8 protein-coding genes are annotated in these 12302 nt (G+C 73.6%); 2 read left to right on the top strand and 6 right to left on the bottom strand.

Translation table 11 applies throughout. The annotated features are described in order from the left end of the window. The first annotated feature begins 557 nt into the window (after positions 1-557). Positions 558-827, top strand: coding sequence for a PqqD family peptide modification chaperone (locus OG842_RS40560; RefSeq protein WP_328512730.1), 270 nt, complete (start codon positions 558-560; stop codon positions 825-827). Further along, the gene (locus OG842_RS40555; RefSeq protein ID WP_328512705.1) at positions 751-3681 is read left to right on the top strand and encodes a BREX system ATP-binding domain-containing protein; all 2931 of its coding nucleotides are present in this window, start codon (positions 751-753) and stop codon (positions 3679-3681) included. Before OG842_RS40560 ends, OG842_RS40555 begins: the two co-directional genes overlap by 77 nt. 63 nt (positions 3682-3744) lie before the next feature. On the opposite strand, the gene OG842_RS40550 is transcribed toward OG842_RS40555, so the two are convergent. The 6 genes from OG842_RS40550 to OG842_RS40525 all read right to left on the bottom strand — a co-directional run bounded on the left by OG842_RS40550 (position 3745) and on the right by OG842_RS40525 (position 12262). Beyond that, complete coding sequence (locus tag OG842_RS40550; RefSeq protein WP_266738013.1) at positions 3745-5871, bottom strand: condensation domain-containing protein; 2127 nt, start codon at positions 5869-5871, stop codon at positions 3745-3747. Positions 5872-6088: 217 nt separating this feature from the next. Further along, positions 6089-7045 carry an aromatase/cyclase gene (locus OG842_RS40545; protein WP_266738014.1) on the bottom strand — a complete coding sequence of 319 codons (957 nt, stop codon included), beginning with the start codon at positions 7043-7045 and terminating at the stop codon, positions 6089-6091. A gap of 45 nt (positions 7046-7090) precedes the next feature. After that, positions 7091-8086 (bottom strand): aromatase/cyclase, encoded by a 996-nt coding sequence (locus OG842_RS40540; protein ID WP_323185931.1) that lies wholly within the window; start codon positions 8084-8086, stop codon positions 7091-7093. Positions 8087-8106: 20 nt separating this feature from the next. Continuing rightward, positions 8107-8916 (bottom strand): SDR family NAD(P)-dependent oxidoreductase, encoded by an 810-nt coding sequence (locus tag OG842_RS40535; protein ID WP_266738016.1) that lies wholly within the window; start codon positions 8914-8916, stop codon positions 8107-8109. Then, positions 8913-10673, bottom strand: coding sequence for an FAD-dependent oxidoreductase (locus tag OG842_RS40530; protein ID WP_266738018.1), 1761 nt, complete (start codon positions 10671-10673; stop codon positions 8913-8915). The genes OG842_RS40535 and OG842_RS40530 overlap by 4 nt, the downstream gene beginning before the upstream one ends. Further along, positions 10670-12262, bottom strand: a complete 1593-nt coding sequence (locus OG842_RS40525) for a class I adenylate-forming enzyme family protein (RefSeq protein ID WP_266738020.1) — start codon at positions 12260-12262, stop codon at positions 10670-10672. Before OG842_RS40525 ends, OG842_RS40530 begins: the two co-directional genes overlap by 4 nt. Between the last annotated feature and the right edge of the window lie 40 nt (positions 12263-12302).

Genomic DNA, 12302 nt, shown 5'->3' with positions numbered 1-12302 from the left:
GGACGGTTCCTCCAGGTTCCCTCCGCGCTTTCCTGAGCATGACGCGGACGGTTCCTCCGGGCTTTCCGGGGCATGGCGCGGCGGCCCCGTATTACGCCGCCGGGCGCCTCGGATTCCGGCCGGACGGAAAACCGGCAGGGCCCCTGGTTTTCCGTACCCACGGAACCGGAGGTATTCGGTCCGGTGAAGTGATCCGGATTTCCGGACCGCTCATTCCTTTCATTCCATACGGATGGACGAAATCCGGCCGCTATCCCGGCGAGGATTCGCACTCGGCCGACGGCCGCCCGGGACGGGTGGCCCGGGGCGTGACGCGGGCGCCGGAAGCGCGGCGGTCCAGCCCGGGGCTCGCCCCCACGCCCCCCTATCCCGTGCACGCCGGGGTCCGCCGGCATAGGGGTGCGGGTACCGCGAACCCCAGAGTGCGGCCGTCGTCATGGATCTGGCGGGCGTTCCGAAATAACTTGAGGCTTCCTCGATCGGTTGAAGAGAACCGACGCTCAGGAAAGTGTCTCCGGGGGACCCCGGCACTGGAGGTGTCCGTGCTTGTTCGACCGATGCCCGGGGTGAGTGTCGCCTCGGTGGACGCCGCCGGTCGCCTGGAACTCCTGGCGGAATCAGCGGTGGGAACAATGCGCTACTGGTGCGGTCCGGTGGGCGCCGCGATGTGGATCGCGCTCCGCCAGCACGAGGGCGACGCGGGCGCCGCCGCACGTCTGCTCGCCGATTTGTGGAATACCGCGCCCGAGAATGCGCGCGCCGATCTCGACATATGGGTCGAGGAAATGCGCGACGCGGGTCTCATGTGCGCCGAGCCCTGCCCCTGACCCGACCCCTACCCGCCCTCAGCGGTGGCTCGACCACCCCTGTAGGCGCAGACTTCACCCTGTCCCGGATAGGGGTGGACCTTCATCAACAGGGGCGAGTATGCGGTTGGTCGGCAGGACATCGGTGATCGGAGCCTTGGACGAGGCGCTCGCGGACTGCGCTGCGGGCGGCTCTCAGGCCGTCCTGATCGAAGGCGCCGCCGGGTGCGGCCGGAGCGCCCTGGCCGACACCGTCGCCGAGCGGGCCGCTGCGGCCGGCGCCCTGGTCCTGTCCGCCGTCGCCACGGTGGCCGAGCGGCAGATCCCGTGGGGCGTTCTGCGGCAACTCGTCCACCGGACGCCAGGGTTCCGGCTGCCCGACGGCGGCACCGGAGGCAGCTCCTCCGGGAACACTGCCGGAAACCCCGCCGGGAACTCCGGCGTGAACTCCGGCGTGAACTCCGGCGGTGAGCCCTCGCGGGTCGAGGACCTGCGCGAGTTCTGCGACCGGGTGTGCGAACTGGGCCTCGACCGGCCGGTGCTGCTCTGCGTGGACGATGTGCAGCACGCGGACGCCGAGTCCTTGCGCCACCTCCAGTACCTCGTACGTCATGCCCGTGGGTCCCGGGTCCTCGTCGTCCTCACCGGTTCGCAGCACCCGCCGTCGCAGGACCCCTTGTTCACCACCGAGTTGATGCGCCAGCCCCACTTCCGCCGGATCCGGCTCAGTCCGCTGTCCCCGACGGAGACGGCCCGGTTCCTGGAACTGGACGGCTGTGACGGCCTCACCTCGGACGAGGCGTATCGCATCAGCGGAGGCAACCCCCTGCTGCTGCGTGCCCTGACCGCCGAGTACGCGGACACAGCCGGGGACACAGCCGGGGACGCGCACGGCGAGGCGGCGTTCCCCGCCCCCGGCGGCCCGTTCGCGCAGGCGGTCGTCGCCTGCGTTCACCGGGCCGGGCCGGTCACCACCGCCGTGGCCCGTGCCATCGCGCTGCTCGGCGACCACGCCTCCCCCACCCGCGCCGCCCGGACGGCGGAGCTGACCGGTGCCGCCGCGAACCGGGGTCTTGCCGCGCTGCGGGCGGCCGGCCTTCTCGACGGCGTACGGTTCCGGCACCCGGCCGTGCGGGACGCGGTGCTGGAGGAAGCCGGTCCGGCCGCCCGGGGCAGGCTGCTCCGGCAGGCCGCACGGGTGCTGCACGAGGACGGCGTCCCGGCCCCGGCGGTCGCGAAGCTGCTGCTCGCCGCCGCCTCCGAGGACGTGGTGCCGGCGGAAGATGCGGCGACGGCGGGCGAACCGTGGGACGTGGATGTGGACGTGGACGTACTGCGCGAGGCTGCGGAGGAGTCCCTCGCACGGGGCGAGGCCCGTCCGGCGACGCGGCTGCTCGAACTCGCCCTCGAAACCGGCACCGACGACCAGGTGCGGGCCGCGCTGCGCATCCGGCTGGCCCAGATCGCGTCCCGCTTCGACCCGGCCGCGGCCGAACGCCGCGTGGACGCACTGCTGGAGACGGTGCGCTCCGGCCGGCCGGCCGCCGAGCACGAACAGCCGCTGGCCGGACTGCTACTGGCCCAGGGACGGATCTCCGACGCGGCGGAGCTGATCCTCGGCACCGGTGCCGACCAGGCGGGCGCCTCGCCCCTGGACACCATGGTCGACACCGCTCCCGGCGCCGCGGAGCGGCTGCTGCGGTCGGCCCGGCTGACGGATGCCACGCTCGCGCCGCTCGCCCAGGCCGTGACGTCGCTGCTCTGCTCCGAGCAGCCGGACCTGGCGGTGCGGTGGAGCCGCAAGCTGCTCGACGAGGCGGACCGCAGCCGGGCCCCGGGCTGGAGCGCCGTGTTCGGGACGCTGCACGCCGAGTCACTGCTGCGCCTCGGCGACCTGCGCGGCGCCCACACCCGTGCGACGGCAGCCCTCGCGGCGCTCCCCGCGCAGGGCCACGGAACCTTCGTCTGCGCGCCGACGGCGGTGGTCGTACGTGCGTGCACGGAGATGGGCCAGTACACCGAGGCGTCCCGCCTGACCGGTCGGCAGCTGCCCCGGCGGCAGCTGATGAGCCTGCACGGACTGGCGTATCTGCGCGCCCGCGGACTGCATCACCTGGCTCTCCATCAGCCGCACGCGGCACTGGCCGACTTCCTGGAGGTAGGCCGGCTGATGGAGAGCTGGGGGGTGGACCGGCCCGCGTTCCTGCCCTGGCGTACGGATGCGACGCGGGCGCTGCTGTGCCTCGGGGAAGACCACCGGGCGGAGCAGTTGGCCCTGCGCCAGCTCGCGATGGCCGACGCGCGGCGCCCGCACGTGCGCGGTCTCGCGCTGCGCATGCGGGCGCTGGCCGGGGATGCCCAGCAGCGGCCGACGGTCCTTGCCCAGGCGATCGACGAGCTGCACCGCTCCGGCGACCGGGTGGAGACGGCCCGTGCGATGGCGGATCTGGGCCGGACGCTCCAGGCGGACGGCTCCTCGTCGAAGGGCTGCGTGATGATCCGTTCGGCCTGGCAGCTCGCGAAGGACACCGGCGCGGCGCCGCTGTGCCAGGAGATCCTTCCCGACGCACCGCTGGTGACGGCGCCGGGCACCGCCCCGGCCAGGGCGGAGAGCCGTCCGGGCCGGGCCGGGAAGGCGGGCGCGGACAAGGACCGGCCCGGCACCTCGGCGGCCAGGCTGAGCGGTTCCGAGCAGCGGGTGGCCACCCTGGCCGCGCAGGGCCTGACCAACCGGGAGATCTCGGCCCGGCTCTTCCTGACGGTGAGCACGGTCGAGCAGCACCTGACCCGGGTCTACCGCAAGCTCCGGATCACCTCCCGGGGCGACCTCCCGCTCGACCTGGAACGAGCCGACGGCGCCCCGGTCCGCGCCTGAGCGGCGGACCGCCGCCCGCTGAAGCCGTCGCGGTTCACCGTCGCCACCGGCCTGTGCGCACGGTCAGCCGGCGCCGGCCACCTCGGCGAGGGTGCGGGAGAGGGCGGCCGCGCCGGCTTCGGCAGCGGCGGCGGTGCCTGCGATGGCAACCGGCGGCGGCAGCCATCCGTGCCCGGCGATCTGCTGGGCGACCTCGTAGGCGAGGGCGCCGCCGCCCGAGTAGCAGCCGAACGTGACGGGTTCGGCCGCCGCGAGGGCCGGGCGCAGCGCGGCCAGGCAGCCCGCCGCGTCCACCGCCCCGTTCACGGTGAGCAGGGTCTGCGGACCGGGGTAGATCCGGGCCAGCTCGTCGTAGCAGCCGGCCGGGGCGTCCGGCGGCGGTACGAGCAGCACGGTGCCCGCGCCGGGCCGGGTGGCCGGTCGCAGCACGGTGGGGCCCGGCGCCGGTCCGGGGTGGTGCGTCCGGGCGGGTGCGGCGGGACCGAGCAGGGCCAGGGCCTCGGCGACCGGTGTGCCCGCCGCGATGAACCGGGGGAACTCCCGTAGCAGCAGAGCGGTCTGGGCGAGGGCCGTCGCCGCGTCGGGGTCGGCGAGATGCGTTCGGTCGTTCACCGCTGTCAGCGCGAGGCCGCCGTCGGCGTCGTGGTGGGCGGTCAGGGAGAGCGGCACCCCGGTGTCCGCAGGCACCGTCTCGGGTGGGGTCAGCCGGATGTCCTGGGCGTCGAACTCGTTGCGCAGCGGGTCTCCGGTGGCCGGTGGTGCCAAGGAGGCGGGCGGTTCGAAGGCGATCACCGTCCCGGTTAGCCGGTCCTCGGCGGGCCGGCCGCTCCAGGCGTGCACCTGGCCCTCGGAGACCCATTCGTACGCGGCCATGTCCATGGCCCGTTCGCCGAGTTCGGTCAGCAGCCGGACCAGCGGCATCGCCGGGTCGACCTCGGTGCTCAGGGGCAGCGGATTGCGCAGTGGTCCGGGCAGCAGGGCGGCACCGTCGAGCAGGATGCCCCGGCCGGAGACGGTCATGCCGAAGGCGACGGGGGCGGGGCCGGTGCGGCCGGACGCCCGATGCAGCAGCAGCGCCCAGGCGGCGTGCAGCGCGGTGCACTCGGTGACGCCGATGTCACCGGCCCAGTGGCGCAGCCGGACCGCCTCGTGGGGAGTGAGCCGCTGACCGGTACGCCCGTGGCCCGGCCGGGACGGGGTGCTGGACGGCCGGGGCGGCAGGATGGCGGCACCGGCCGGCGGAGCGGCCCGGGTCCAGAACTCGCGGGCCGGGGCGGTGTCCTGACGGTCCAGCCAGTCGAGGTGGTCGCACAGGTCGGGGCGGCGCTGCCCGCCGGGGGGCGGGCCGTCGGCGAGGTAGGCGCGGTGCACGGCGCGCAGCAGCATGCGCACGCTGGGGCCGTCGATGAAGGCGAGGTGGTACGTGACGACTACCCGTACCGGTCCCATCGTGCCTGGCTGTTCGTCGATGAGCAGGACCCGGAGCGGTCCGGGCCTCAGCGGGTCGAAGGCGCTCAGCCGCTCGCTGCCGAGCAGCGCCTGCCGGTCGACGGAGCCGCAGGGGTGCCGGACCACTCGCGGGGTGGCTTTCGGGTGCACCGCGACCCTGGGGCCGTCGGGCGCGTCCGCCCGCGCGAAGGACCCGCGCAGCACCGCCTCGCGGTCGGCGACTGATGCCCAGGCGGCCCGGTAGCGCCGGGTGTCGAGCGGGCCGTACCAGCGCCAGTGCTGCTGCTCGACGTACGGGACGGTCCCGGGGGCGGCGGTCATCAGGTCGAGGAGGATCTCCCGCTGCCGGGGGGACGCCGGGAAGAGAGCAGCGGCGGAGTGGTGCGGCTCCCCCTGCACCGGGGAGACCGAAGACTCTTCGGGGCCAGGCAGCGGTACGAGCAACGGTGCGCCCGCCGCGTCGGTGCTCACGTCAGTGCTCACCTCAGTGCTCGCGTCGGCGCTCGCGCCGCTGCCCAGAGGGCCCGTGAACGCGGTGAGCAGGTCCCCGAGGGCGCCCGCGGGCAGGTGGCGCGGGGAGAGGTACAGGGTGTGGTGGGTCGCGGTGTGCCTGCGCAGGGTGGGCGTGCACCCGGGAAGCTCGGCGAGCGCCCGCGCCAGTGCCGCCGGGTCGAGCGGGCCGCGCAGTTCGAGCTCGGGAGGCATGCCGGAGGAGATGACGACGGTCATGCTGCCGGTCATCCGGTCCCCCTGTCTCCGATGGCGCCCGCGCCCCGGCGCGCCGGACCCGGCTCCGGAGGGCACGAAGGGACGGCCCGAGTGTGCACGCACCGGCCACGTAGCGCTGACACGGCGCTGACGTGGTACTCGGATCCTGTCGGTCGACCGCTGACCACCTCTGATCGGGCGGCCATGCCCGATCAGAGATCGTAAGTGGTCGTCAGAGGTCGGCAGGCCCTCAGAGAGTCCGGACGGCCGTCTCGGCGTGCTGCCCGGCGAACTCCAGGGTGGCGAGGCTGAACCGGCTCGCCGTCTCACGGACGTGGGCCCGTGCCCGCGCGAGGTCCGCCCCGGCTCCGAGGACCTCCTCGATGCCTTCCTCGCGCAGCAGCACGCTGTGCCGGGCGATCACCTGGACGCCCCGTTCGTCGGGGATCACCGACCATTCGCCGGTGTGGGCATCCGCGAGCGGGGAGGGCCGCGTGTGCTTCCACAGAATCCGGCCCGAGTGCGGGAAGCACACCCGGACCGCCTCCACGGTGTGGGTCGCGCCGTCGGCCGAGAGGATGTCCGCTCCGGTGAGCTGGACGCCGGGCCGCGGCTCGGCCACGTCGGTCCGGGCCACGTGCGGCATGAGGTCCGGCCAGTCGGCGATCCGGTACAGGAAGTCGTAGACCAGCTCGGCCGGGCCGTTGATGCGTACGGAGTCCTCGAAGGTCAGCAGGAGGTCGTCCAGGCGGTTCCAGCGCTCCGCGGTCTCCCGCAGCCGCTCCAGTTCGGCCCTGCTGTTGGTGTCGGTGGCGCGCCGGACCCAGGCGACGTCCTCAGGGCGGTTCCCGGCGACGGTGAAGTCGTGTTCCAGGTTCAGCCGGCAGCGGTCGGGGCCGAGCGGCTCCACGGTCCAGCCGCCGCCCATCGAACTGACCGGCTCGGCGGGCGTCTCCTGCCGGAACTCGATGCGGCGGCGGGCCGCGTCCAGTGTGCGGTGCGAGAGCCAGGAACGTACCTGGCCGTTGGCGAGCACCCACATGTGGAAGCGGTCCTGGGAGCCGTCGAAGTCCAGCCGCTCCACATGGATGCTCGCCGGCACGAACAACGGCCACTGTGTCGTGTCCGCGATCAGCCCGTAGACAACGCCGGCCGGCGCTGCCACATCGACCGCGTACTGCGTGCGGTGCACTCGCTCGACGGCCATCGTCCATACCCTCTCTGGATCCTGTACAGATGCTGTCCGCAGTCGCTAGAGGACCACTGGAGATTCCGCGTACCGCTTGGCGTGGGTCAGGGTCGCGGTGCTGTTGCGGCCGAGCGCCTCGCGTACGTACCGCCGCGCCCTCGCGAGGTCCGCGCCCGCGCCCAGTACCCGTTCCACCGCCTCCTCCCGGAGGACGACGCTGTGCCGGGAGGTGGCGACGGTGGTCCCTGCGGGGCCGGGTGCCACCGTCCAGACGCCGGTGTGGGCCGACATGAGAGCCGGGGTGACGGTCTGCTTGTAGACGATCCGGGCGGCGTCGGGGAAGCAGACCCGCACCGACTCGGTGGTGTGCGAGGAACCGTCGGCGGCGAGCGTCTGCATCGACATGACCTGGACGCCGCCCGGCTCCTCGGTGAGGTCGAGGCGCGAGACGTGGGGCAGCCGGTCGGGCCACCGCCCGGCCTGCTCCAGGAACGCGTACACGGGCTCCGGCGGGGCGTCGACCGCCACCGAGTCCTCGAAGGACAGCACGAGCGAGTCCAGCCGCGCCCACTGCGCGGCCAGCGCCGCGATCCCGGCGAGTTCGGCCCGGCTGTTGGTGTCGGTGGCCCGCTCGACCCACTCGACGTCCTCGGGACGGTCGCCGGCCACCGAGAAGTCGTGGAGCAGGGTCAGCCGCGAGGTCTCGGCCCCGATCGGCTCGACGATCCAGGTGCCGGTCATCACCGACAACGGGGCCGCCGGGGTCTCCTGGCGGAACTCGATCCGCCGGGCCGCCGCGTCCAGTACGCGGTGCGAGGTCCAGGACTTCACCCGGCCGTTCGCCGTCGCCCACATGCGCAGGCGCTCGTGCGTGCCGTCGAACTCCAGCCGGTCCACGTGCACGTTGGGCGGGAAGTACAGCGGCCACTGGGTCGCGTCCGCGATCAGCCCGTAGACCACCCCGGCGGGTGCCGCCACCTCGGTCCCGTGGACCGTGCGGTGGTTCCGCCCGTCATGCGTCGTACGTCCGTCCGCCATCATCGGCCGTCCGGTCGTCATCACCGGCCTCCCGCTCGTCATCAGAAGTTGCCCAGCCCGCCGCAGACGTTGAGCGCCTGGGCCGTGATCGAAGCGGCGAGGTCCGTCGTCAGATAGCCGACCAGCCCCGCCACCTCCTCGGGTGTCGAATAGCGCCCGAGGGGGATCTTCGCCTCGAAACGCTCCAGCACGTCCTCGTCAGTGGTGTCCCAGGCGGCCGCGTAACCGGCCCGCACCCGCTCGGCCATCGGCGTCTCGACGTACCCGGGGCAGACCGCGTTGACGGTGATCCCGGACGGGGCGAGCTCCTTGCCCAGCGCCTTGGTGAAGCCGACGACGGCGTGCTTGGAGGCCGAGTAGGGGGCGCCCAGCAGCACACCCTGCTTGCCGGCCGTGGAGGCGATGCTGATGATCCGTCCGTGGCGGCCCGCCGCCGCTGCCTCGGTCAACCCGCCGTGCTTGAGCACCTCACGGGTGAGCAGGAAGACGCTGTTGAGGTTGGTGTCGATGACGTCGTACCAGAGCTCGTCGCTGATGTCGGCGGTCGGACCGCCGCCGCTGCGACCGGCGTTGTTGACCAGGACCGTGATCGGCCCGTAGGCCGCGACGGCCGCCGCGACCAGGGACCGCACCTGCTCCTTGGAGCGCACGTCGGCGACGGTGCCGGACACCTCCAGTCCGTCGGCGCGCAGCTTTCCGACGGTCTCCTCGACCGCCTCGGCGGTGCGGGCGCACAGGAACACCCGGTGTCCGCGGGTGGCCAGGTCCCTGGCCACCGCCAGGCCGATGCCGCTCGTGGCGCCGGTGACCAGCGCCACCGGGCTCTCGGGTGCCGCCGTCGATGCCGTCATCGGGGTGCCTCCAGTTCTTGGGTCGTGGCCTCGACCGTGTCCGGAACCGCTTGAGGAACGCCGGACGAGTGCTGGAGACCGCGCTGCGTACGGACCCGGTCCGGGATCTCATGCCCGGACCGGGCCGGAGAGCCGAGCGGGGTCTCACGCCCGGACCGGACGGGGGAGCCGAGCGGGGACAGGGCCCGCTCCAGTTCGTGCCGCGTCAGCCGGGCGCCGCCGCTCGCGACATAGCCGTCGGGGCGGATCAGCAGCCAGCCGCCCGCGTCCAGGCCCATCGCCCTGCGCAGCCGCCCGCGCGGGTCGTCCAGCGGATCGGGGCCGGTGGCTTCGCCGACGGCGCGCATCGTCCGCACGGACAGCCAGGACGCGTGGGCGTGGGCCGTGTCCGCCACGACCAGGTCCGCTTCCGCTCCCCCGCCCGCCGCGTACAGCAGGGTCCACCGGGTGTCGCGCAGTTCGGCCCGCAGCTCCTGCGCCCCGGGGTCACCGGGCTGCCGTGCGGCGACGGCGGCCGCGGCCCGGCTGCCCGGGGCGATTCCCCGGCCGGACCCAGCGGTGGTCAGCGAGCTGTGCGCGTAGCCGATCCGCAGCCCGGACAGCCCGCCGAGCACCTTGCGCTGGATGGCCCGGCGCAGCGGCGGCACCCGGCGCACGACGCCGAAGACGACCGGCAGCATGACACCGGCCAGGGTGTTCTTGAACTGGACCAGGAACGTCGCCGTGCGGGTGGAGCCGAGCAGCGCCCTGCCGATGGGGACGCGCTCCTCGTCGTAGGTGGTGAGCAGTTCGCGGCCGGCCTGGCCCTGCGCCACCATGGCGAGTTTCCAGGCCAGGTTGTACGCCTCCTGGATGCCGGTGTTCATGCCCTGCCCGGAGGCGGGGCTGTGTACGTGGGCGGCGTCCCCGGCGACGAAGCAGCGGCCGTCGTGCATGCGCGGCACCATGCGCTGCTGGAAGGTGAAGACGGAAGACCAGTCGGGTGCGCCGACGGTCACCCGGTGGCCGAGGCCGACGCTGAGTTTGGCGCCGAAGCGGGCGGCTGCCTGCGCGGGGTCGGCACCGGGGCGGGGCGCGGTGTCGAGCAGCCGCCAGCGTCCCTCGTCCTGGTAGGGGACCATCATCAGGGCCTGCCCGCCGGTGTGCACCCAGTAGATGCTGTCCTGCGGGAGTCCGGTGGTGACCGTCGCGTCGGCGAGTTCCCAGGTCTCGCTGGACTCGCCGATCAGGGGCAGCCGCAGTTCCTTGCGTACGGTGCTGTGGCCGCCGTCGCAGCCGACCAGCCACGGGACGTCGTACTCCTCGGTGGTGCCGTCGGCGTGCTCCAGACCGGCCCGGACGCCGTGCCGGTCCTGGGCGATGCCGGTGAGCCGGACGCCCCATTCGACGGTGACGCCGAGCCGGGCCACCGCCGCGCGCAGCACCTCCTCGGTGCGGGTCTGCTCGATGATGACGGTGTACGGGTAGCGGGTCGGCATGGTCCGGTAGTCGGCGTTCAGCCGGACCAGGCGGCTTCCCCCGGCGTACATCGTGAACGCCCGGTTGTGGCGCCCGCGTTCGAGTACCGGCTCCACCACTCCCATCTGGTCGAAGGTCTCCAGTGTGCGCGGGTGCACCGCCACCGCCCTGCTGGTGGTCACCGGCCCGGGAGCCGCGTCGACCAGCCGTACACGCAGGCCCCGGCGGGCCAGTTCGTGGGCGGCGGTCAGCCCCACCGGGCCGGCGCCCACGACGAGTACACGGTCCATGTGCTTCATACGGCGGCCTCCTCGGCTGCACGGGTACTCAACTGCTGGCGCAACACGCGCCGTTCCGGCTTGCCGACCGGGGTGCGCGGGACCGCGTCGAGCACTTCGGCGCGGCGGATCCGTTCGTACGGTGCGAGGCGTTCGTTGGCCCGCTCGACGATGGAGTCGAGCACCGCGGTCAGGCCGGGGGCGGCCGGGTCGCGCAGCACGATGCCCGTCCAGACCACCGCTCCGTGGATGTCGTCGGGCCAGCCGGCAGCAATGCAGTCGGTGACCCGGGGGTCCTCTCCGAGGACCGCTTCGACGGCGCTGGGCGAGACGAGTTCGTTGTCGTGCTTGAAGACGTCGCCGAGCCGGTCGACGAGGAACAGCTGCCCGTCCTCGTTCAGGTGGCCGACGTCCCCGGTGGAGAACCACCCGTCGGCGTCCACGGGCGACGGCCCCGGGTCGTCCAGGTACCCGGCCATCACCTGCGGCCCGCGGATCTGCACCTCTCCGGTGGCGTGGGCGCCCAGCACCTGGCGGGTGTCGAGCTGCACGATCCGGCACTCGGTCCCAGGCACCACCGCACCAACCCCACCCGCCGCCCCCGGCCCGTGCGGGCTCTGGCAGTGGGAGAGCGGTGAGAGCTCGGCCATCCCGTACCCCTGCACGACGGGTACATCGATGTGCTCGCTCAGCACCCGGGCGGCCGGGGGCGCGAGCGCGGTGCCGCCGGACAGTACGACCGCCAGCCGCGCCCCGCCGGGCGCCCCTCCCCCGTCCGTGAGGAGCCGCTCGTCCCTGGCCAGGCGGTGCAGGCGCGCGGGCAGCCCGTAGTAGTGAGTGGCCCCGACTTCCGCCGCGTGCCGCAGCGAGGCCCACGGGTCGGGGTCGACGCACAGCACCTGCTCGGCGCCCGCGTACATCGCCGAGTTGAGGTGCATGACGTGGTAGAGCGGCAGGTGGTTGAGGGTGACGGAGTCGCTGCCGAGGTGGTGGGCGGCGGCGGTCTGGGCGGCGTTGGCGACCAGATTGCGGTGGCTGAGCCGGACGCCCTTGGGCCGGCCGGTGGTTCCGGTCGTGAACTGGACGCAGACGTCCGCGTCGAGATCGGTGGCGAGGGCGGGCAGCGGCCGCCGGCCGGGTACGGAGTCCAGCGCGGCCCGGAGCGGCACGGCATCGGAAGGCACGATCCCCTCGGACGCGTCGGTGACGACGACGGTGCGCAGGGTGGGCAGCCGGTCGGCCAGTTTCACCAGCAGTTCGGCGGTGGCCGTGGGCACGAACGCCACCTCGACGGCCGCCGAGGCCAGGACGTGTTCCAGGCCCTCCGCCCTGAGCAGCGGATTGACCAGCACGACCGTGTTCCCGCTGCGCGCCGTCCCGTAGTACGCGGCGGGAAAGACCGCGTCGAGGGTGTTGGCCACGCCGACGCGCGCGCCGCGGCGGCCAAGGGCGTGTTCGAGGTAGGCGGCGATCCGGTCGGCCCGGTCGTCGAGTTCCGCGAAGGTGACCGGGCCGGCTGCCGTGCGCAGGGCGCAGCCCGCCGGGTCGCGTACCGCGGCCTGCCGAAGCAGGCCGTCGAGCCGGATTCTCGGGTACACGAACGTCGGCATGGTGCTGCCCTCCTGGCTCCCGAAGCGAGTGAACGCTTCG

Source organism: Streptomyces sp. NBC_00376, assembly GCF_036077095.1.
In the GTDB taxonomy this organism is placed as follows: domain Bacteria; phylum Actinomycetota; class Actinomycetes; order Streptomycetales; family Streptomycetaceae; genus Streptomyces.
The sequence above is the reverse complement of the archived record's forward strand: the minus strand, read 5'-3'. Positions and strand labels throughout refer to the sequence as shown.